This is a genomic window from Caldimicrobium sp. SLHALR3 (assembly GCF_058692735.1).
Map to the genome: position 1 here is coordinate 1,563,290 of NZ_CP182484.1, position 22,622 is coordinate 1,585,911.

Consider the following 22,622-nt stretch of genomic DNA (forward strand, 5'->3'; position numbering starts at 1 on the left):
GCCTAAAAGTTTTTAATTCTTAACTTTTATAAAAAAGGACCTACGAAATAAATTTTAAAAAACCCGTAGGAAATAAATTCCTATTTGAAAATGAGAAAAGATGAAGAAATTTCCCTGTCAAAAATTTGACTAAAAGTCAACTAATTGGTAATTAAAATTCTCCGCCAATTTGGAAGTTAAAGTTACTTGAATCTTCGCCTGGTTTTCTATCTATGTTATATCCCCATTCAATTCTTAAAGGTCCGAAGGGAGAAAGCCATCTCAAACCAAATCCCACACTTTTTCTCAAATCCGAACTTTGAAAACCTGTTTTTAAGTCCCAAACATTACCCATATCAAAAAAGACAACCCCGTTAAGATTAATATTCTTTATAAGGGGAAATATGGTTTCTGTCTGAAGATAAAACATCCTTGTTCCGCCAATCTTATCACCTGTTTTGGGATCCTTAGGAGATATATCTCCGTATTTAAATCCTCTAACAGATCTTAAACCCCCAAGGAAAAATCTTTCATAAACTGGAACCTTTCTTGCTCCTCCTTCAGTTATGTAACCATAACCAAGACCTATGTGTCCTGTAAGTTTAAAAATAGGAAAGTAAACCTGATGCTCACCTTCTATCTTAAAAAAATTACTTTCTCCTCCTAAGTATTCTCCAGCGTATTCTCCCTCAATTCTGTGATACCATCCCTTTGTTGGCAAAAAGTATCTATTACGAGAATCATAAGTTGCCCCAAGTAGAACTGCGCTGGTAATGTTTATATCTTTTGATTCAAGAATTATCTGAGCTACATTTTCAGAAAGATCTTTTAACTTTGTGTCATCATATCTGTATCCTACATAGGCTGAAAATTCGGAAGTAAAGCTATATCCAAATCTTATAGATCCGCCTGTACTATCTTTGGTAAAGGCATCATATACAAACTCGTAGTTATAAAGGGAAGTCCACAAAGAATAACGGGAGTCTCTGAAATAGGGATCAAAAAAGGTTAAAGCATACCTTGTAGTTCTTGCTCCCAACCTTGCAGAAAGGGTGAGCCTTTGACCTTTTCCTAAAAAGTTTCTCTCAGTAATGTCTCCCATGATAACAAACTTATCATAAGAGCTGTAACCACCTCCTATGGCAAAAGAACCTGTAAGCATTTCTTTTACTTTAACTTTTAAATTGAGTTCTTCTTCTTTTGCTCCTTTTTCTTTGTCAATGTTTATTTCTTCAAAATATCCAAGTCTTCTAAGTCTATTTTCACTCTCCTCTAAACGAGAAGCACTATATGGCCAGCCTTCTGCTACTTTAAGTTCCCTTCTTATTACCTTATCCCTCGTTTTAGTATTTCCTTCAATCTCTATTCTTCCTATATAAACAACCGGTCCTTTATCAACATTAAAGGTAACATTAACCTGTTTTTTCTCAGGATCTTTATCTATCTTGGTATCTAATTTTGTATAGGCATAACCATAATCAGCAAAAAGGTGAGTAAGAATGGATTCATCCTCTTTTAAAGTTTTAAGACTAAAAACTTTTCCAGGAGCAGTTTGAATTTTTTTATAAACTTTTTCCTGCGGGAAAAGATCTTGATTAATTTTCACAGTTCCAACTTTATATTGGGCTCCCTCCTCTATAGGGATAGTTATAACCACTCCATCTTCCTCTTCTTTTACTATGGGATCTCCTATCTTTACATCAATGTAACCTTTATTTTTATAAGCTGTTTCTATCTTTCCAATATCTCTATAAAGAAAGGCAGTATTATAAACCCCTGGCTCTGCTAAGGGTTCAGGACGAATAAAAGCTCTTAAGTATTGAGTTACTTTCTTAACTGGTGAAAAAACCGTTTTTTCTGAGATAGAAAGGTAACTTTTAAGTTCTTTTTCAGAAAAGGCTTTGTTTCCTGTAAATTCAATCCTTTTAATGTATTTCTTTTCTCCTTCTTTAATGTGAAAAACAAGTCTTATCTGTGCAGGAGGTGCTTTTTCAGTTTCTACAGAAACCTGAGTTCCTGAATATCCTGATTGCTCGTAATACATTTTTATGTTCTCTATTGCCTTATCAAGCTCTTTTACAGTAACAATCTGTCCTTCTTTAATTTCAACAATCTTTAGAAGATCTTCCTTTTTAATTTTTTTATTTCCTTTAAACACAATTTCTTTAACTGACGGATTTTCCTTAACTTCAAAAGTTACAATTAATCCTTTTGTTCCTTCCTCAACCTTTACCTCAACATTCTCAAAATATCCCATTTTATAAATAGCTTTTAAATCTTCATTGAGCTTTCGTGGATCAAAGATATCTCCTTCCTTGGTTTTTATGTTAGGTAAAATGACATCTTCTCCTATTCTTAAATTCCCGGCAATTCTAATTTTTTCAATTATCTTTTTTTCTTCTAAAATACTTTTTACCAATTTTATGGTTTCCTTTACTAAGTCGTCTATCTTTTCTTTTTCCCCAGTAACATAAAAATAATGTGGTTCCTTTTTTCCAGACTGATAAAGTTTCCACTCTATGCTTAAGTTATTTTTAATGGTTATTATTTTAAGTTCTGCAATTCCGATGTAGGCTCCTGCTTTAAGAAAATCAAGTGCTTCCTCTTTTCTAAAACTCTTTATTTCGAGATTTTTCTTTTCCTCTGTAAATTGCTTTTTTAAGCCTTCAAAATAGGTTTTTAAAATGCTTTCTGGTAAGTAATCTCCGTAAGTTTTGGTTGAATAAATAAGGAAAGAATTACTTTGAGCAAAAAGAAAGTCAGAAAAACTTAAAAATCCCAATAAAAGAAAAATAAAAAAGGATATAGCTCTTTTCAAAAAGAGGTCTCTCATTTTTAAGTATTTTTTAATTTTACCAAAGAACCGTTTTTTAGCAAAAAAATCTTATCCATTTTTTTTGCCAGCTCCCAGTTGTGGGTAACCATAATTACTGTAACTCCCATTTCTTTACTTATTTTTAAAAATAGGTCAACCACTTCTCTGGCGCTGTCTTGATCAAGATTTCCTGTAGGTTCATCAGCAAGAAGAAGAGCTGGGTTTGAAAACAGAGCTCTTGCAATAGCTACTTTTTGTCTTTCTCCTCCAGAAAGTCTGAAAGGTTTGTAATTTTCTTTTCCAGAAAGATTAAGCTTCTCAAGAAGCTCATAGGCTCTTCTCAAACAATCTTCTTTTTTCCATTGAGAAATCAAACCAGGCAAAATGACATTTTCTAAGACTGTAAATTCTGGCATCAAATAATGAAGCTGAAAAATAAATCCTATTTTTTCTCTTCTTAGTTTCGTAAGAGTGGCATCATTTCTATAATCAAGTTTTTCCCCGAAGAGATAAATTTCTCCAGATGTGGGATAATCAAGAGTTCCTATAATATTAAGCAAAGTGGTTTTACCAACTCCAGAAGGACCAACTACAGCTATTTTTTCTCCTTTTTCAACTTTTAAATCTATTCCTTTTAATACTTCAACCTCTCCTTGAGGATAAAAATACTTTTTAGTAATACCCCTAAGCTCTACAACTGCATCTTTTTCCATAAAATTATCCTTGTCTCAAGATTTCTGCTGGAACAATTTCTGAAGCTTTCTTAGCTGGATACAAGCATGCAAGAATACTTATAAAAACCGCAACTAAACTTATTATAAAGATATCAAAAATTTTTAATTTAACAGGCATATACTCTACTGGATAAACCTCGCTGGGAAGTTTAATTATGGGATAATGTGAAAGTATAAGGCAAAGAGAACTACCCAATATTAAACCTATCAAAACTCCTAATAGAGAAAGTATTAAGCCACAAAAGAAAAATATCTTTAAAATACTCTGGGGAGAACACCCCAAAGCTCTCATTATAGCAATGTCCATCTTTTTCTCAGAAACGAGCATAATCATAGCTGCAATTATAGTAAAAAGAGAAACTATGATCATAAGAGTTAAAACTACAAAGAGCCCGAATTTTTCCATTTTTAAAGCAGCAAAAAGGTTTCTGTTCCACTCCTGCCAGTCAAATATATTTATACCAAAACCAAGATGAGAAAGAAGTTTTCTTTTAAATTCACGGGACTTAAAAGGATCTTTCAACTTAATTTCCAGGGAATAATTATTAGGATTAAACTTCCGCAAAAAAGCATCAAAGGATGTGAAAACAAGGTTTAAATCGTAGTCATAAACTCCTGTTTCAAAGCTTCCTGCCACCACAAATGTGGTAATCTTAGGAAAAAATCCAAAGGGAGTGTAAATCCCTTCTGCACTTATAAACCTTATTCTTTCTCCAAGACTTAAACCTAATCTTTCTTTTAATTTCTCTCCAATTACTATAGGTAGGTCTCTATTGTTTAGATATATGTTGTCAACTTCAAACTTTTTAAATCCTTTTTCTTTTTTCAGGTTTTCTAAGTTTGTTGCTTTTAAAATAATTCCTACAGGCTGTTCTGGAAGCATTATTAAACCTTGTAAAGTTGAAACTTCTTGAAGGCTTAAAATCTCCTCAGAGGGTATCTCTTTTTTAATAATTTCCAAAATTTTCTTTTTATCCTCTGGATTACTAAAGGTTATACTTAGGTGAGGGTTTAGGCTTAAAATTTTTTCTGAGACTGCTTCTTTAAAACCTGTTATTACTGAATTAACAACTGTTAAGGCTCCCACACTTAAGGCTACTCCGACAAGAGCAATTAGAGAAATTATACTTGTAAATTTTTCTCTTTTAGAAGAAAAAACATATTTAAGAGCTATCCAAAGTTCCCAATTAAGATTAGACACTTCTAAAGTCCTTCTTCAAAGGTCTTCTTTTCTTCTCAAATGAGGAAACAATATAACCTCTCTAATGGATGGGTTATCCGTAAATATCATTACTACTCTATCTATCCCTATTCCCTCTCCTGCACACGGAGGCATACCATATTCAAGAGCTCTTATAAAATCTTCGTCTATTTCTGGAGGGATTTCTTCATCAATTTCTCTTAATTTTATTTGTTCTTCAAAACGCTTTCTTTGATCTCTTGGATCGTTTAATTCGGAAAAGGCATTAGCAACTTCTTTCCCTGCAATATAGAGTTCAAATCTATCCGCAAATTCTGGATCTTCGTCAGACCTTCTTGCAAGTGGAGAAACTTCTATAGGAAATTTGATTACGAAAGTTGGCTGAATTAGCTTTGGTTCAACAAGTTCCTCAAAGAGTTTTGTCCACCACTTACCAATTCTAGGATCTTTAAGATTAAGCTCAATTCCCTTTTCTCTGGCAAAGTTCAAAAGTTTTTCTCTATCCCTCAATATTTCTTCTGGAACTCCTCCAAGTTCTACCAAGGCTTTGAGAAATTCTATTCTTTTCCAAGGAGGAGTAAGGTCAATTTCTTTTCCCTGATAAGTTATAACAGGATTTCCCTTAATTTCTAAGGCTAAACCATAAAATAGCTCTTCTGTCCTTTTCATAAGGTCTTCATAAGTAGCATAGGCTTCATAAAATTCAAGCATAGTAAATTCCGGATTGTGCGTGCTTGAAACTCCTTCGTTTCTGAAATTCCTATTTAACTCAAAGACCTTTTCAAATCCTCCCACAATAAGTCTTTTTAAGTAAAGCTCAGGTGCAATTCTTAGGTAAAGATTCATACCAAGGGCATTATGATAAGTAACAAAAGGTTTAGCCAATGCACCTCCTGCAATGGGATGCATCATAGGAGTTTCCACTTCCAAAAAACCCTCTGAGATAAAGTAATCCCTGATATACTGAATAATCTGAGTTCTTGTCTTAAAAATTTCCCTTACTCTCTGATTCATTATAAGGTCTAAATATCTCATCCTGTATCTTAGTTCTGTATCTCTCAAACCGTGATATTTCTCAGGAAGGGGTCTTAATGCCTTGGTAAGAAGTTTGAAAAACTTTACCAGAACGGTTATTTCTCCAGTTTTTGTTTTGATAAGTTTTCCCCTAACTCCTATAATATCTCCTATATCTATGTATTTTTTAAAAAAGTTAAAATCTTCTTCTGAAATCTCATTTTTAGCTATCAAAATCTGTATCTTATCGGTTTCGTCCTGAATATGGGAAAAGATAAGCTTTCCCATTTCTCTTTTTGCCATAACTCTGCCAGCAAGACTAAATTCAAGCTCTCTTTTTTCAAGTTCTTCAGGAGAAAAATCTTTATAAAGGTCTTTTAGGTATTTGGCTTTATCCTTCGGGCGAAAATCATTAGGATAACTTTTTATACCCATCTTTTCTATAGCGGAAAGTTTTTCGTATCTCACCTTAATAACTTGATGCTCCTCCACCATAGAACCTCCTTCCAAAAAATTTCTTTCCTATTTTATTACGAAAATACCTTTTTCCAACTCTTAATCTTCTTTAGCTCTTGGATGAGCCTTGAGATAGGTTTTCAGAAGGTATTCATAATTGACTTTGGTGTAAATCTCTGTTGTGGTAAGTGAAGAATGCCCAAGCATCTCCTGTATACTTCTTAAATCAACTCCTGCATTTAAAAGATGAGTAGCAAAGGCATGTCTTAAAACATGAGGATGAAGATAGGGCAATCCCCTTTTCTCTCCTCTTTTTTTAATCACATACCTTATTCCTCTTTCAGTTAACTTTTCACCTCTTAAGTTTAAAAATACATAGGGGCTCTCTTTTTTTAATTTATAAAGAAGAAAACTTCTTATCTCTAAATATCCTTTCAAAGCTTTTAAGGCTTTCTTGCCAAAGGGAACGATTCTTTCCTTTTTCCCCTTACCCATAACCCTTAAAATTTGCAATCCTAAATTGACCTGATCAAGGGTAAGATTAGCTATTTCACTAACTCTTAAACCGCATCCATAGGCAATTTCAAATAGAGCTTTGTCTCTGAGAAATAAGAATTTGTTTTTATCTTCCTCTAAATTATCTATAAAATTATTGAGCTCTTCTTCTGTTGGAACCAAAGGGATTTTCTTAGAAACTTTTGGACTGGAAAGATAACTTAATAAATTTTTTTTAATCTTTTTCTTTTTTAAAAGATATTTTAAAAAACTACGAATACTACTTAATTTTCTTGCAATAGTGGTTGCTTCCCTCTTTTTGCTTTTTAAAGAAAAAAGATAGACTCTTAAATGGAAAGGTTCCAAAAACTCTAAGGAATTAATCTTTTGATCTTTTAAAAATTTTAAAAACTCTTCTAAGTCTTTTTTATAACTTCTTAAAGTATTAGCTGAATAGTTCTTCTCAAAGGCTAAGTAATTTAAAAAATCCTTTAAAAGGCTCTCAATCACTGCAAAAGTTCTTTTATCTTTAAGAAAAGGTCATGTATGCTAAACGGCTTTAATATTACTCTATTTGTTGGAAGTTCTGCTAATCCAAATATATCACCTGTTAGAAAAATTACATCAATATTGGGAAATTTTTGTTTTAACATTTGATAAAGTTCCCCACCTTTAATATCGGGAAGATGAAAATCACTTATTAAAAGGTCTGCCTTCTTTATTTTTTCAAGATTTTCTTTCACTTCTTTGCCAGATGAAAAAGCATAAACTTTGTAACCCTCTTCTTCAAGAACCTTTCTTAAATTTTCTCTTATTTCCTCTTCATCTTCAACTAATATTATATAAGTTTCTTCTGGTTTTTTCTTTTCTTTTTCAACTTTTTTAACCTCAATCAAAGGAACGATTAATTTAAAAGTAGTTCCTTTACCTACTTTACTTTCAACCTCTATTTTTCCTCCAATATTGTTTATGTGGCTTTTTACCAAAAATAGACCCAAACCGCTACTCTTTTCTTTAGTAGTAAAAAAGGGTTGAAAAATCTTATCAAGATATTCTTCCGGAATTCCACACCCTGTATCTTTAACGAAAATAGTCAGGTATTTTTTCCCTTCTTCCATCTTTGATCTAAGGATAATAGAAATAATTCCCTCTCCTTCTATAGCATCTTTTGCATTGCTTATAAAGTTGAGAAAAATATACCTCCAAAACGATTCATCACCAGGAACCCAGGCTGAAGAAAGATAATTAAAGTCAAGCTGAATAAATATGTGCGAGCCAGCTATAAGCTGAAATAGCTCTAAGTTATTTTTTAAAAATCCTATAATTTCTGTTCTTTTAGCCTCTATTTCTTTAAATTCTTTTGTATAATCTAAAAGAAGCTTATTTAAATCAATCCAAGAAGAAAGGGTTTTTTCTGTTAGGTTAAGATACTTTTTTATTTTCTGCGGACTATCTAAATTTTTTTCTATTTCCCCTAAGTAATCTTTAACTTGTTGCAATACATTGTTAAAATCGTGAACCAAGCTTCTTAAAAAACTCCCAAAACTTTGTGTTTTGTGTATACTATCTAATCTCTGCCTTAAGTCTAAAAATTCTGTAATGTCTATACCAGTTAAAATAAGACCCTTTTCTTTGTCAAGATCTCTTAAGACAAAGCATCTTCCTAAGTAGCTTTTTTTCTTTCCTTCTCTATTAATAAGCGTTAGCATTATCTCTTCTTCTTTTTCCTTCATCAAAACTTCATTTAAAATCTTTTCTGTACCAAATTTTTCTTCTGGAGGCACTAAAACCTCTGTAAAAGCTCTCTCAAGAAGTTCTTGTTTAGCATAACCAAGATTTTTCTCAGAAAATCTGTTTAAATATTTGATTTTTCCCTTTTTAATAAAGAATACAAGGATTGGCAAGTTTTCAAGCAGAGTAAAATAAGAATTTTTATAATAGGTCTCTTCTTCAGTATCTTTAACAATAACAAGAACTTTATCCTCAGAAAAGTAGCAGTATTCAATAAGAAATAGTTTTTTGTCAAAAGGAAGGGTTAATTTAACCTTTGGTTTTTCAGGTCCTAAAAATTCTTTTATACATCCTGAGCAGGGATCAGGGTATTGATAAAAAAGGGAGTAACAAGTAGGAGCTGAACTTAGATCTAAGTTAAAGAGTTCTTTTGCTTTTTTATTAGCATAAATTATTAAATAGTTTTTATCAAAAATTAATACCCCTAAATCTAATTTATCTAATATGTGATCAAACCTTATTTCCATACACAAAACTCCTCACACTATATATATCGTCCAAAGAGCTAAAAAGTTTAGAAATTTTTAAGTTTTAGCTTTTAAACTTAAAGAAAAGCAAATATGAGTTAAGAGAAACCAGAAGTATAACATAAAAAGGGAGAATCGCATCTAAACTGATCTTACTTGCTAAAAATCCTGCTATAAAACTCCCAACTGGATGCATTCCTAAAAAAGAAAGGGTAAAAAGACTTATTATTCTTCCTCTTAAACAATCAGGTGTATTTTCTAAGAGATAGCTATTTGCAACAGGGAAAAAGTTGGTAAAAGAAAATCCTATTAAGAAACAAAAAACTAAAGTAAGATACCAATTTTTAAAAAGTTCTAATCCTAAAAGTCCTGCTCCTAAAATAAAAGTTGTTTTAAAAAGATGTTTTACCTTATCTTCTATTGGTCTCCTAAAAATTATGAAAGATGCTCCAAATATTGCACCCATGCCAAGAACTGAAGATAAAAAGGCGAACTCCTTCCCTCCACCTCCGTGAAATTTATGCACAATTATGGGTAAAAGAACCATTACAGAGGCACCAAAAATAGTAAAAATAGAAACAGAAAAAATAACAATAAGAATCTTTTTTTCTTCTTTTAGAAATTTAAAGGTTTCTCCAAGGGATCTGCTAATTTCTTTTTTTTCTACTTTCTTGATTTCTCTTTTTTTCTGCGTTTCTATAAAAAAGGTTAGGAATACAAAAAAAGGTAGAAAACTAAAAGCATTAATATAGAAGCATTGATATAAATTTCCGTAAGAAATAATTAAGCCAGCAAGAAATGGGCCAAGAACTCGAGCCATATTAAAGGATAAAGATTGAAAAGAGATGGCTTTAGTCAAAAACTTTACGGGAACTATTTCTGCAATAAATACTTGCCTAAAAGGTGTATCTAAAGCTGAAAGACATCCAGACAAAAAGGCAAGTAAAGTAACCTGCCAGAAGGTAACCAGTTTAAATTGGGTTAAAATTCCTAAAACCAAAGGCGGAAAAATGGAGAAAAAAGCAATTAGGCTGAGTAGTTTTTTTCTATCAAAAAGATCTGTAAGTATTCCTGAGATAAAAGTTAAAACAATTGTGGGAAAGGAACTAAGAAAACTGAAAATTCCCAAATAAAGAGAAGAAAGAGTTAACTCATAAACTAACCAGATCTGTGCCGTATTTTGAATCCAAGAACCTGTAAAGGAAAGAAAGTGCCCTATAATAAAAAGCCTGAAGTTTCTAATTTTTAAAGGATTATCTTCTAAATGTAGATTTAGTTTAAGTTCTTTCATGTTTTTAACTTCAATTTTTAAATTTTTATAAAAATTTAAATTTTACCTCTTTACAAAAATTTTTTTAGGTGTAGGCTGAGGTTATAAGAAAAAACTTTTAAGGAGGTTTTAGTAACATGTTTAGAGGTAAGGTTAAGTGGTTTGATGAGAAGAAGGGTTATGGTTTCATTTCTAAGGACGATGGCGGAGATGTTTTTGTGCATTACTCCGCTATCGACATGCCTGGTTTTAAGACTCTCAGAGAAGGGCAAATTGTTGAGTTTGAGGTGGTTCAGGGTCCTAAGGGTGAACAAGCATCAAAGGTTAGGGTTTTAGATGCTGGAAATCCCAGAAGGTCTCAGAGAAGAGCTCCCAGAAAAGAAAAGAGTTAAGCTTCTCAACTAAGACTAATTGGGGAGGCTTCCTCCCCTTTTTATTTTTTCCTTCTTTATGAATAGTTCCTTCATTTTGCTAAAGGTTGATCCTCAAAAGTTAGCCTATTTGAGATTCGTGCTCGAAGGATATGATCATTTAGCGATATTAAGTGTTCTTGAGCCAGAAAAGGGTTTAGTAAAAATTTATTTTTTTGAAAAGGAAAAATCTTTAGTTGAAGAAATTTTGGAAGATTTAAAAAGTGAACTCTCTTTTGAATTAATTTCTTGAATAAATAAAAAACTACTGATATATTACTTCTTGATGAAGATTCCGAGAGTTATGTCAACCCAACATCCTGATAATGTGTCCATTCCCTTTTTTGCTGAACATACAGATATGTCAGGAGAAGACGAAATTCAGGAAGCTTACTATGCTTTCTCTCATCTTGGATGTGATGAACAAATGTGTGATAGCGAAGGAAAAGAGGTTGACGATTTTGTAGTAAAAAAACTTCTCACTAAATATCCCAATTTTTTTAAAACTAAAAAATTGGGAAAAGACCTTTTCATAACCCTTAGAATCCCCAATCCTTCAGTAGAAAAGGAAGAAGCAAAGGTTCTTGTTGAGGCTTTAGAAAGTATTCCTCGTTCCATGGATGCTGCAAAAGTTTTTTATGAAAACCCTTATCCTCCAATTTTTGAAGTAATTCTTCCCATGACTACCTCAGCAAAGGAATTAAACAGAGTTTACTACTTTTACAAAAATTTTATTTCTGGCAAACAATATCAAAAGATATATGAAAATGATATAACCTTAGCTGAGTGGGTAGGAGAGTTTCTACCAGAAACAATTAACGTAATTCCTCTCTTTGAAGACATAAATACCCTTTTTAATGTGGATAAGATTTTATCTGAATATTTAAAAGATAAAAACTTCAGTTATTTAAGAGTCTTTTTGGCAAGGTCTGATCCTGCAATGAATTACGGAATGATAAGTGCTGTGCTTGCTCTCAAAATTGCTCTTAAGAAACTTGAAAAACTTTCCGCAGAAAAAGAAATTGAAATTTATCCTATTTTGGGTGCAGGAACCCCTCCTTTTAGAGGAAACCTTTCTCCTTACACAGTGGATAAAGTTCTTAACGAATATCCCTCTGTTGAAACTTTTACGGTTCAGTCTGCCTTTAAATACGACTTTCCCATTGAGGATGTTATCACAGGAATAAAAAAACTTAAAAATTTTGTTCGTTATCCTTTAGAGGATTTTGACGAAAATTTTTGTAAAAAAATTATAGAAAAGTTTGTAAAAGAATATCATACACTAATAATTGTTCTTGCTCCAGCTATTAATGAACTTGCTAAGTATGTGCCAAAAAGAAGAATGAGAAAACTCCATATAGGACTTTTTGGATATTCAAGAAGTATTGGAGGAGTTACACTTCCAAGAGTTATAAGCTTTTGTGCTGCCTGCTATTCCATAGGACTCCCTCCAGAAATACTGGGTTTAAATTGTCTAAGTAAGGAGGAATTAAAAGAGCTTAAAAACATTTATAAAAACCTTGATTATGACTATTCCGTAGCCTTACAATATTTTAATCCCAAATGCTTAGAACTATTAGATGAGGAAATGAAAAATAAGATAATCAAATCTTTAGAAACTCTCAATTCTCTTGATATAAGATATACAATCAATATGGAACACAAAGAAGTTACTAATAATATTTTGAAGAACTTGAAAAGAGGAATTACTTCAAACTTAACTGAGCTTCTCATTGAGGGGGCTCACTTAAGAAGGTTTTTGGGTTAACCTTCAAAAAAGTCGGGAAATTTAAGTCTTTTTTGAAAAGCAAGATTAGCAAGTTGTCTTAATAAATGATCTGCAAGCACAATTCTTACCATGGCTTCTATTACAGGAACAATTCTTGGAATGGCAGAAATGTCGTGTCTTCCTCCAATTGAAATTTCAACTTCCTCTTTTTTTTCATTTATAGTTTTTTGAATTTTTCTTATACTTGGAATAGGTTTTACAGCAACTCTTATAATAATGTCTTGTCCTGAGGAAATACCTCCAAGAATACCTCCTGCGTCATTTTTCATAAAACCCTTAGGACTTATAGGATCGTTATTTTCAGAACCCTTCATGTGAGCCACTTTAAAACCTGCTCCTATTTCTATTCCTTTTACTGCTCCTATACTACAGACAGCTTTAGCTAAGTCTGCACTTAGTTTATCAAAAACTGGCTCACCAAGACCTGCAGGAACTCCTCTTGCGAGAACCTCAACCACTCCTCCCAAAGAATCTCCTTCCTTTTTTGTCTCCTCAATTTTTTTACACATTTCTTCATAGGCTTTCATATCTGGACAAAAAAGATGATTGCTATAAATTACTTCTAAGTTTCTTTCTCTTACTTCAATACCTCCAAGAGCTATGGTATAGGCGACAACATCTATTCCGTATTCTTCAAGTATTCTTTTGGCTATGGCACCTGCAGCAACTCTTGCAACTGTTTCCCTTCCACTACTTCTTCCTCCTCCTCTGTAATCTCTAAAACCTCCATATTTTACAAAATAAGTAAAATCAGCATGTCCTGGTCTAAAAACATCTTTAAGCCTTTCATAAGCTGAAGAGTCAACATCAACATTGTAAATAACAAGGGCTATAGGAGTTCCTATCGTATAGCCCCTAAAAACTCCTGATAAGATTTCTACCTTATCTTTTTCTTTTCTTGGACTCTGCCCTAAACTCTTACCAGGTCTTCTTTTATCAAGTTCTTTTTGAATGTATTCTTCTGTAAGAGATAGTCCAGGAGGACATCCATCTACCACTGCACCAAGAGCCTTACCATGAGATTCTCCAAAGGTCGTAACCCTAAAAAGCCTGCCAATGGTATTTCCACTCATTCTTTTCCCCTTTTTGTCTAAATTATAAACTCAAATTCATAAATAGACAAAATTTTTTAAAAATGCTATATTTTTGAAATATGATTGTTGCTGTTATTCCTTCAGCAGGTAAGGGGAAAAGAATCGGAGCTGAAAAACCAAAACAATTTCTCGAAATCAAAGGTATCCCTATTTTAGTTTATACCTTATTAAAGTTTGAAAGACATCCCCAAATAGATGGAATTGTGTTAAGTGTTCCCTCTGATTTTATAAATTATACTGAAAAAATTTTAATCTCTTACAATTTTAAAAAAATAATAAAAATTACAGAGGGTGGAGAAACGAGACAAGAATCTGTTTTTAAAGGTGTAAAGGTAGCTCCAGAGAATACCCAAATCTTTCTTGTTCACGATGCTGTAAGACCCTTTGTGAGCTTTGAGCTTATAAGTAAAATTATTGAAGCTACAAAGTTTTTTGGAGCAAGTGTTCCTGCAATTCCAGTAAGAGATACCTTAAATAAAGCTTTAAATGATGAAATAATTGAAAATATTGATAGAACAAATCTTTTTTGCATACAGACTCCCCAAGGAATAAAGGCTGATCTTCTAAAAAAACTTCTTGAAAAAGCTAAAAAAGAAAATCTTACCTTTTCTGATGAAAGCACCCTTCTTCTACATTACGGATACAGAGTAAAACTTGTTGAAGGCTCTTTTCTCAATTTCAAAATAACCTATCCCGAAGATCTTTTTCTTGCAGAAAAGTTAATTGATTGTAAAATAGAGGACTTAAATGATGCAAATTAAATGGTTAAATAGTGTTCCAGCTGAACCTCAAGATTTTTTAAGCTTTTTTAAAAAGGAATACAATTTGCCAAAGGATGAAGTTTTTAAACTAATTTACATAACTCTTAAATTTAAAGCCCTTAGTGACAGCCCTGTTTATAAATTTTTGGAAAGAACTATTCCAGGTATAAAGTTTGATGAAATTGATAAAAGAGAATATTTATTAACTCTTTCTATTTATACTTTAAGAGAACTTATAAAAGAGCACTTAGATTTAAAAATTACGAAAAACTTATACACCTTTCTTTCTAAGAAATTGCCCAAGGATTTTCTTAAGGATGTTTCCCCTAAGCATTCTATTTTAGCTTCCCAGGATATAATACTTGAACTCCTCTCTCAAGAGAAAAAAGCAAAGCTTCCTTCTTTTTTAAAAGCAAAACATTTTATCCTTACTTTTCATTTAAAGGGTAGTTGTGAAGAACTCATAATCCTTTTCTCTCTTTTTCCAAATAACTATGTGATTAAAGAAGAAACTCCCTATCAGGTTTTCACTTCTTTTTCTATTTCAGAGGCTCTGATTTTTCTTTTAAAACTTAAAGAAAGAGAAGATTTGAAAGATCAGGCAGAAAATATTCTTGAGTCTATAAAGGTGTTTTTCCCTGATTGTTTTGGAGAAATTTAAGGGTGGAGGGGATTATGGGGTTAACTCTTACTCACAAAATTCTTGAAGCTCACTTAGTTTCTGGAAGACTCGTTCCTGGAGAAGAAATAGCAATAAAAATTGATCAAACCTTAACTCAGGATGCAACAGGAACTATGACTTATCTTGAATTTGAGGCTATAGGAATAGATAGAGTAAAAACTGAGCTTTCAGTTTCATATGTAGACCACAACATTTTACAGACTGATTTTAAAAATGCAGATGATCACAGGTTTCTTTTAAGTATAGCAAAAAGGTATGGGATCTGGTTTTCAAAACCAGGAAACGGAATATGCCATCAGGTTCATTTAGAAAGATTTGCTAAACCTGGTAAAACTCTTCTTGGTTCTGATAGCCATACTCCAACAGCTGGTGGATGTGGAATGATTGCTATTGGTGCAGGGGGACTTGATGTAGCCATGGCTATGGCAGGTAAACCTTTTTATTTGAGAATGCCTAAAATTGTTGGAGTTTATTTGTATGGAAAGCTTCAGCCTTGGGTTTCAGCAAGAGATGTTGCACTTTTTTTACTTTCAAAACTTACCGTTAAAGGAGGTCTTGGGAAAATCTTTGAATACTTCGGACCAGGAGTGAAAAATCTTACTGTACCTGAAAGGGCAACTATTTGCAATCTTGGAACAGAAATGGGAGCAACAACAAGTATTTTTCCCTCTGATGAATTAACCCTTTCCTGGCTTAAGGCTCAGGATAGAGAAAAAGACTTTATTGAACTAAAGGCTGATGAGGATGCTAAGTATGATGAAATTATTGAGATTGACCTTTCAAAAATTGAACCCCTCTGTGCCTGTCCTTCATCTCCTGATAATGTAAAAAGGGTTGCAGAAGAAGAAGGAAAACCCGTTTCTCAGGTTATCATAGGATCTTGCGCTAATTCCTCTTTAAAAGATCTTTTAATCGTTGCTAAGGTTTTAGAAAGATATAAAGTTCATCCTGATGTATCTTTTGAAATCAACCCTGGTTCTCTTCAGGTTTTAGAAAATTTGCTTTCTCTTTCAGCTTTAAAAAGCATTTTACAGGGTGGAACCCGCATTCATCAATGTGGATGCTTAGGATGCATAGGAATGGGACAAGCTCCTCCAACAAATTCCATTTCCCTTAGAACTTTTACCAGAAATTTTCCGGGTAGATCAGGAACTATACCTGATTTTGTATACCTTGTTTCACCTGAAACAGCTGTTGCCTCTGCAGTAAAAGGCGTCATTACTGATCCAAGAGAACTGGGAGATTATCCTGAAATAACACTTCCCGAAAAATTTATCATAAACGACTCTTTACTCATCCCCCCTTTACCAGAAGATGAGGCTAAAAAGGTAGAAATTGTAAGAGGACCAAACATCGTTCCTCTTCCCCCTTTTGATCCATTGCCTGAGAATCTTGAAGGGGTCTTTCTCCTCAAAGTGGGAGATAATATAACCACCGATCACATTATGCCTGCAGGAGCACAAATACTTCCTTTAAGAAGTAATCTTCCTGCTATAAGTGAATATGTTTATAAAAATGTAGATCCCGATTTTTCAAAAAAGGCCTTAGAAATTAAATCTAAGGGGCTCTTTGTGGGAATTGTAGGAGGAGAAAATTACGGTCAAGGTTCTTCAAGAGAACATGCAGCTCTTGCTCCAAGATATCTTGGAGTAAGAATAAAACTTGCAAAAAGCTTTGCAAGAATTCATAGAAGTAATCTCATTAACTTTGGCATACTTCCTCTTGTCTTTGAAAATAAAGAGGACTACAATAGCATTGAACCTGGAGATACTTTTATCATAAAAAATCTAAGAAAAGCCCTCTCTGAAGGAGAAAAAAGAGTAAAAATAACTGTAAAAGGCAAGGGAGAAATAACTGCCATATTGGAACTGAGCGAAAGAGAGAGGAAGTGTATTCTTTCTGGTTCTCTTTTAAACTTAGCTAAGGAATAAAAATGAATTTAGTTTTTAAAATTTTTTTAGCATTTTTTTTCTTTACCGTGGTGCCTTTTAAAATTTATGCAAATGATCCATCTCTCAGTCCTTATGTTGAAAATTTAAAAATTAAGGTAAAAAAAGATTTAAAGGGAGTTGTTCCTGAAAACTATATAGAAACCCTCTTTTCCTCTTCTGAGTTAACCTATCTCCCTGATATAATGATAAAAAGTTTAACCTGGAAAGAAGTTGAACTCCCATACTATCAATTTTTAGAAGAAGAAAAAATTGAAAGAGCAAAAGCCTTTATAAAAGAAAACAAAGAACTTTTGGAAGACATTGAATTTGTCTTCGGTGTTGAAAAAGAAATTATAACTGCTATTTTTCTTATAGAAACAGATCTCGGTAAAAAAACAGGAAATTTTCCAGTTATAAATGTATTTTACAGTCTTGCTTTATCTGGGGAAAAGGAACTTTTTGAAAAGTTTATTCAAGGCACAGAAATATCCTTAGAGAATGAAGCTATTAAAAGAAGGTGGGAAAAAAGAAGCAATTGGGGGTACAAAGAACTACTTTATTTTATTCAAATAGCTTATCATAATAATTGGGATCCCTTTTCCATAAAAGGGTCTATTTTTGGTGCCTTTGGTTATCCTCAATTCGTTCCTAAGAGCTACTTGATTTATGGCTATGATTGGGATAAAGACGGAAAGGTTGATTTATACAATCTCTCAGACGCTCTTGCAAGTATAGCAAATTACTTAAAAAAAGAAGGATACAAAAAAGAAGGAGACCGGGAATACAAAAAGAAGATAATAATGAAGTATAACAAAAGTGAGCCCTATGCAGAAACAGTTCTTACCATAGCTGAAAAACTTAAAAATGTCTCTAACTAAGGAAGAAGTTTATCAAAGAATTGAAAGGTTTAGAAAAAAGCTAAGAGAAAATAACCTTCAGCTTGCCTTAATTTTCTCACCTATAAATATTTTTTATTTTGCAGGAACCTTCGTAAGAGGTGTTTTACTAATAGGGCTTTCTGAGGCAAAACTTCTGGTAAATAGACCTATAGAAAGAGCAAAAAAGGAAAGTCTTGTATACTGTGAACCTCTGAAAAGTTTAAAAGCGCTTCCTGCTGAAATAAAAATCTTATCCCCAAAAAACATAGGGTTAGAATTTAATTTTTTGAATCCTGAAAGTTACTTTCGTTATAAAGAGCTTCTTTCTGAGTGGAAAATAGAAAGTGTAGACCGTCTTTTGATGGAAACGAGAATGATAAAAACTTCTTATGAAATAGAGTGCATTAAAAAAGCTGGAAAAATGCTTGATAAAGCTCTTAAAAGGGGGCTTTCTTTTTTAAAACCTGGAATGAGTGAAATTCAGGCAAGTGCAATCCTTGAAAAAGAGCTTCGCATACTTGGTCATCCTGGAATGACAAGGTCTTTACACGGTTTTGAATTAACCTGTGGGCACCTTATTTCAGGAAAAGAGGCTTTAACTCCTTCTCATGCTCTAACAGGACAGGGAGGAAAAGGTGTTTTTGGTTTTCCTTACGGAGCAAGCACAAAAAAAATTAGAAAGTCAGACCCTATTTTGCTTGACTTTTCAGGATATTTTGAGGGTTATTACATTGATCAGACAAGAATGGCAAGTTTTAGACCTATTAAAAAAGTAGAGCCCTTTTTTAAAACTGCTTTAAAAATCCTAACTACTTTAGAAAAAGAAATTAAACCAGGAGTTGAAAGCGGAATGCTTTACGAAATGAGTTTATCTATAGCAGAAAAAGAGGGATTAGAGGAATTTTTTATGGCTCATGGAGAAAAGTTAAAATTTGTAGGACACGGAGTAGGGCTTCAAATTGATGAACCTCCTGTCTTAGCTTACGGACAAAAAATTCCTTTAGAAGAAAACATGGTTATTGCCCTTGAACCAAAATTTCATGTGCCTGAGCTTGGAGTTATAGGAATTGAAGAAACCTTTTTAGTAACAAAAGAGGGACTCAAAAAATTAAACACAACATCGCGAGATTGGATTTTTTTAAATAAATGCTAAAATTAGAAATTAAATTTTAAAATGAGATCTCCCAGAAACATCAGAAAGTTACACACCAAGTTTATTTTCATAACAGGTGGAGTTCTTTCCTCCTTAGGAAAAGGACTTGCAGCAGCCTCAATAGGTGCTCTCCTTGAAGCTCGTGGATTAAGGGTAACCTTACAGAAACTTGATCCCTACATAAATGTCGATCCCGGAACCATGAACCCTTTTCAGCATGGGGAGGTCTATGTTACAGAAGATGGAGCAGAGACAGACCTTGATCTTGGACACTACGAACGCTTTACCTCAGCTCAAATGTCTGCTAAAAATAACTATACCTCTGGGAAAATTTATTATTCTGTTATCACAAAGGAAAGGAAGGGGGTTTATCTTGGTGGAACAGTTCAAATAATTCCTCATGTTACAGATGAAATAAAAACAAGTATTCTTGAGCTTGCAAGTCCTCAAGTTGATGTAGCTATAGTAGAAATAGGAGGAACTGTAGGGGATATTGAAAGTCTTCCCTTTTTAGAAGCTATTAGACAGCTCGGATACGAACTTGGAAAAGAAAATGCCCTCTACATTCATCTTACCTATGTTCCTTACATCAAAACTGCAGGAGAACTCAAAACTAAACCTACTCAGCACAGTGTAAAAGAATTGAGAGCCATTGGAATACAGCCTGATATAATTCTTTGCAGAACAGATAGATTTCTACCCCCGGAGATAAAGAAAAAAATTGCTCTTTTCTGTAATGTAGAAGAATCCGCAGTGATTACTGCAAAGGATGTAGATTGTATTTATGAAATCCCTCTTATCTTTCATAAAGAAGGGCTTGATGCTAAGATCATTGAATATCTCAATATGTGGACAAGGGAACCGGATTTGCGCATATGGGAAGAAATAGTAAGAATTTATAAAAACCCTGAAGACGAAGTAACCATAGGAATAGTGGGAAAATATGTTAGTTTAAAAGACTCCTACAAGTCTTTAAACGAAGCCCTTGTTCACGGAGGGCTTGCAAATAAATTAAGGGTTAATCTTAAATTTGTAAATGCAGATGAACTCACTCCTGAAAACATAGATAGCTATTTGGGAGATGTAGATGGTATCCTTGTTCCTGGAGGATTTGGAATAAGAGGGATTGAGGGTAAAATCCTTGCTATAAACTATGCGAGAAGAAATAAAGTCCCTTTTTTTGGAATATGTCTTGGAATGCAACTTGCTGTAATTGAATTTGCAAAAAATGTGCTTGGATGGAAAGAGGCTAATTCTACGGAATTTGACAAGAATACACCCTATCCCGTAATTTACTTGATGAAGGAGTGGTATAACTATAGAACAGGAAAAGTTGAAAGAAGAGATGAAGAATGTGATCTTGGAGGAACTATGCGTCTTGGTGCCTATCCCTGTGTTCTAAAAATTGGTTCTAAAGCATGGGAAGCTTATCAAAAAGATCAGGTTTTTGAAAGACACCGTCATCGTTATGAATTCAATAATGCCTATAGAGAAGACATAGAAAGAGCAGGTCTTAAAGTTGTGGGAAGTTCTCCTGATGGGAAACTCGTAGAAATAGTAGAATTAGAAGATCATCCCTGGTTTATAGGAGTCCAGTTCCATCCTGAATTTAAGTCAAAACCCACAAATCCCCATCCTTTATTTAAATCTTTTATTAAAGCTTCTTATCAATACAAACTCAATCGTAGGAGTTAATTAAAGTTGATAGATCTTCATACCCATTCAACGGCATCAGATGGAACTTTTTCTCCTCAAGAATTGATATACCTTGCCAAAAAAGAAGGTTTACAGGCACTTGCCCTTACTGATCACGATACCATCGATGGACTGGAAACCGCTTATCAAACTGCAAAAGAAGAAAAACTTCCTTTTCTCTGTGGAGTGGAAATAAGTATAAAATTTGATGGTCCTGGACATTTTCATCTTTTAGGATACTTCCTCAAACCAGAAATTCCAGAATTAGATAATACGCTCAAAAGACTTAAAAAAGCAAGGGAAGAAAGAAATAAAAAAATGATTGAAAAATTAAACAGTCTCGGAATTGAAATTACTATGGAAGAATTAAAAGAAATAGCCAAGGGAGAAATAGGAAGACCCCACATAGCAAATCTTCTGGTTAAGAAAGGGGTGGTTAAATCTTTCGATGAGGCTTTTGAAAAGTATTTAAAAAAGGGAGCGGTTGCCTATGTACCAAAGGCACTTCTTTTACCTGAAGAAGCCATAAAACTTATCCTTTCTGCAAAGGGAATCCCTGTTCTTGCCCATCCTGTAACTCTTAAGTTAAATTATTTTGAGCTGAAAAACTATTTGAAAAAGCTTAAAGAATATGGCTTGATGGGGATTGAAGCCTATTATACAGAACACAGTCCTGAATTTACCAGATTTTTGATTGAATGTGCAAAAGAATTAGGTTTTCTTATAACTGGTGGAAGTGACTTTCACGGCAAAAATAAACCTGACATAAAGCTGGGAAGAGGTTTTGGAAATCTTAATGTGCCCTTTGAATGCTACGAAAAATTGAGAATTTCTCTTGAAAATTTAGCTTAATAAGTTTAAAAAGTATATATGGATAAAAAAAAGCTTGTAGAAAAAATTTTAGAGCTTAAGAAAAAAAGAAAGGCTATAATTCTTGCTCACAATTATCAACCTCCTGAAATACAGGATATAGCAGACTTAAGAGGAGATTCTCTGGAACTCAGTCTAAAGGCAAGTAAAACCGATGCAGAAGTTATAGTTTTTTGCGGTGTTATTTTTATGGCTGAAACTGCCAAAATTGTTTCTCCTCAAAAAAAGGTTCTCCTTCCAGTAAAAGAAGTTCCCTGTGATATGGCAGACATGATAACCCCTGAAGATGTAATTAATTTAAAAAATAAGTATCCCGGTGCTCCTGTAGTAACCTATGTAAATTCTTATGCAGAGATAAAGGCTTTAAGCGATGTCTGTTGCACCTCGGCAAATGCAGTAAAGGTTGCAGGAACACTTAAAGAAAAGACTATAATCATGCTTCCAGATATGAATTTAGCTCAATATACGCAAAGGTTTTATCCCGATAAAAAAATAGTATACTTTGAAGGGTTTTGTCCCTTTCATCATCTTTTAACTCCTGAGGAAGTATTAGAAACTAAAAGAAAGTATCCAGAAGCAGTTTTCATTGCCCATCCTGAATGTCGTCCCGAAGTAATTGACCTTGCAGATTATGTAGCCTCAACAAGTGGAATGTTAAGGCTTGCAAGAGAACTTCCTAATAAAGAGTTTATTATAGGAACTGAGATCGGGCTTCTCTATCCCTTAAGTAAGGAAAACCCAAATAAAAGGTTTTATCATCCATCTCCAGAAAAAATGATATGTACTTCTATGAAAAAAATCTCTTTGGAGGATATTCTCAATGCCCTTGAAAATTTGCAATACGAAATAATACTACCTGAAGAGGTTATTAAAAAAGCCTATAGCGCTGTTAAGAGAATGTTAGAGATTGTTTAAATAATTTTTTCCTTTATCAGAGATAAAGTAATTTTCTTCTTTTTTCTCTAAAAACTCAGCATTTAGCAGTTCTCTCAAGCTACTTCTTACCTGAAAGAGAGGTCTTCCGAGAGCTTCAGCAATTTCTGTATCCGGAAGACCTCCCCTTTCTAAAAGCAATTTCAATAACTCTAAAGCCCTTTCTGAAAGTCTACCATCTGGAGAAATGCATCCTTGAGACAT

At 33.3% G+C, this 22,622-nt stretch carries 18 protein-coding genes and 2 pseudogenes; 11 read left to right on the top strand and 9 right to left on the bottom strand.

What is annotated here, in order from left to right; genetic code table 11:
• Positions 1-151: 151 nt before the first annotated feature.
• The 7 genes and pseudogenes from bamA to ACLGLP_RS08270 form a co-directional block, all read right to left on the bottom strand.
• Entirely contained in the window at positions 152-2,797 is a 2,646-nt protein-coding gene (gene bamA / locus ACLGLP_RS08240; RefSeq protein ID WP_492112802.1) for an outer membrane protein assembly factor BamA, read from the bottom strand.
• Between the two features lie 170 nt (positions 2,798-2,967).
• A pseudogene (locus ACLGLP_RS08245) lies at positions 2,968-3,507 on the bottom strand (ABC transporter ATP-binding protein); the annotation flags it as partial.
• A gap of 4 nt (positions 3,508-3,511) precedes the next feature.
• Complete coding sequence (locus ACLGLP_RS08250; RefSeq protein WP_492112803.1) at positions 3,512-4,729, bottom strand: FtsX-like permease family protein; 1,218 nt, start codon at positions 4,727-4,729, stop codon at positions 3,512-3,514.
• A 15-nt stretch (positions 4,730-4,744) separates the two neighbouring features.
• A complete protein-coding gene (lysS, locus tag ACLGLP_RS08255; RefSeq protein ID WP_492112804.1) occupies positions 4,745-6,238 on the bottom strand; it encodes a lysine--tRNA ligase in 1,494 nt (497 codons plus the stop codon).
• A 60-nt stretch (positions 6,239-6,298) separates the two neighbouring features.
• Positions 6,299-7,204, bottom strand: coding sequence for a site-specific tyrosine recombinase/integron integrase (xerA, locus tag ACLGLP_RS08260; RefSeq protein WP_492112805.1), 906 nt, complete (start codon positions 7,202-7,204; stop codon positions 6,299-6,301).
• Complete coding sequence (locus ACLGLP_RS08265; RefSeq protein WP_492112806.1) at positions 7,201-8,952, bottom strand: ATP-binding protein; 1,752 nt, start codon at positions 8,950-8,952, stop codon at positions 7,201-7,203. The genes xerA and ACLGLP_RS08265 overlap by 4 nt, the downstream gene beginning before the upstream one ends.
• Positions 8,953-9,016: 64 nt before the next feature.
• Positions 9,017-10,243, bottom strand: a complete 1,227-nt coding sequence (locus ACLGLP_RS08270; protein WP_492112807.1) for an MFS transporter — start codon at positions 10,241-10,243, stop codon at positions 9,017-9,019.
• A 116-nt stretch (positions 10,244-10,359) separates the two neighbouring features.
• Between ACLGLP_RS08270 and ACLGLP_RS08275 the strand changes: the two are divergent.
• The 3 genes and pseudogenes from ACLGLP_RS08275 to ppcA form a co-directional block, all read left to right on the top strand.
• Positions 10,360-10,560 (top strand): annotated as a pseudogene (locus tag ACLGLP_RS08275) (cold-shock protein); the annotation flags it as partial.
• A 112-nt stretch (positions 10,561-10,672) separates the two neighbouring features.
• Positions 10,673-10,885 carry a DUF4911 domain-containing protein gene (locus ACLGLP_RS08280; RefSeq protein ID WP_492112808.1) on the top strand — a complete coding sequence of 71 codons (213 nt, stop codon included), beginning with the start codon at positions 10,673-10,675 and terminating at the stop codon, positions 10,883-10,885.
• Between the two features lie 51 nt (positions 10,886-10,936).
• Positions 10,937-12,400, top strand: coding sequence for a phosphoenolpyruvate carboxylase (ppcA, locus tag ACLGLP_RS08285; protein WP_492112809.1), 1,464 nt, complete (start codon positions 10,937-10,939; stop codon positions 12,398-12,400).
• Here ppcA and aroC read toward each other — a convergent pair.
• On the bottom strand, positions 12,397-13,494 hold the full coding sequence (gene aroC / locus ACLGLP_RS08290) for a chorismate synthase (RefSeq protein ID WP_492112810.1): 1,098 nt from the start codon (positions 13,492-13,494) through the stop codon (positions 12,397-12,399). The genes ppcA and aroC overlap by 4 nt on opposite strands.
• 80 nt (positions 13,495-13,574) lie before the next feature.
• Here aroC and ispD point away from each other — a divergent pair, with 80 nt between their 5' ends.
• The 8 genes from ispD to nadA are packed head-to-tail and all read left to right on the top strand — an operon-like array spanning position 13,575 to position 22,400.
• The gene (gene ispD, locus ACLGLP_RS08295) at positions 13,575-14,276 is read left to right on the top strand and encodes a 2-C-methyl-D-erythritol 4-phosphate cytidylyltransferase (protein ID WP_492112811.1); all 702 of its coding nucleotides are present in this window, start codon (positions 13,575-13,577) and stop codon (positions 14,274-14,276) included.
• Entirely contained in the window at positions 14,263-14,937 is a 675-nt protein-coding gene (locus tag ACLGLP_RS08300; RefSeq protein WP_492112812.1) for a hypothetical protein, read from the top strand. The genes ispD and ACLGLP_RS08300 overlap by 14 nt, the downstream gene beginning before the upstream one ends.
• A 14-nt stretch (positions 14,938-14,951) precedes the next feature.
• A complete protein-coding gene (locus ACLGLP_RS08305) occupies positions 14,952-16,889 on the top strand; it encodes an aconitate hydratase (protein WP_492112813.1) in 1,938 nt (645 codons plus the stop codon).
• 2 nt (positions 16,890-16,891) lie between these two features.
• Positions 16,892-17,767, top strand: a complete 876-nt coding sequence (locus ACLGLP_RS08310; RefSeq protein WP_492112814.1) for a lytic murein transglycosylase — start codon at positions 16,892-16,894, stop codon at positions 17,765-17,767.
• The gene (locus tag ACLGLP_RS08315) at positions 17,754-18,920 is read left to right on the top strand and encodes a M24 family metallopeptidase (protein WP_492112815.1); all 1,167 of its coding nucleotides are present in this window, start codon (positions 17,754-17,756) and stop codon (positions 18,918-18,920) included. Before ACLGLP_RS08310 ends, ACLGLP_RS08315 begins: the two co-directional genes overlap by 14 nt.
• Positions 18,921-18,941: 21 nt before the next feature.
• Positions 18,942-20,615 carry a CTP synthase gene (pyrG, locus tag ACLGLP_RS08320; protein ID WP_492112816.1) on the top strand — a complete coding sequence of 558 codons (1,674 nt, stop codon included), beginning with the start codon at positions 18,942-18,944 and terminating at the stop codon, positions 20,613-20,615.
• Between the two features lie 6 nt (positions 20,616-20,621).
• Positions 20,622-21,467 carry a PHP domain-containing protein gene (locus tag ACLGLP_RS08325; protein WP_492112817.1) on the top strand — a complete coding sequence of 282 codons (846 nt, stop codon included), beginning with the start codon at positions 20,622-20,624 and terminating at the stop codon, positions 21,465-21,467.
• An 18-nt stretch (positions 21,468-21,485) separates the two neighbouring features.
• Complete coding sequence (gene nadA / locus ACLGLP_RS08330; RefSeq protein ID WP_492112818.1) at positions 21,486-22,400, top strand: quinolinate synthase NadA; 915 nt, start codon at positions 21,486-21,488, stop codon at positions 22,398-22,400.
• Here nadA and ACLGLP_RS08335 read toward each other — a convergent pair.
• Positions 22,386-22,622 (bottom strand): HVO_A0114 family putative DNA-binding protein, encoded by a 237-nt coding sequence (locus ACLGLP_RS08335; RefSeq protein WP_492112819.1) that lies wholly within the window; start codon positions 22,620-22,622, stop codon positions 22,386-22,388. The two genes, nadA and ACLGLP_RS08335, sit on opposite strands and share 15 nt — an antisense overlap.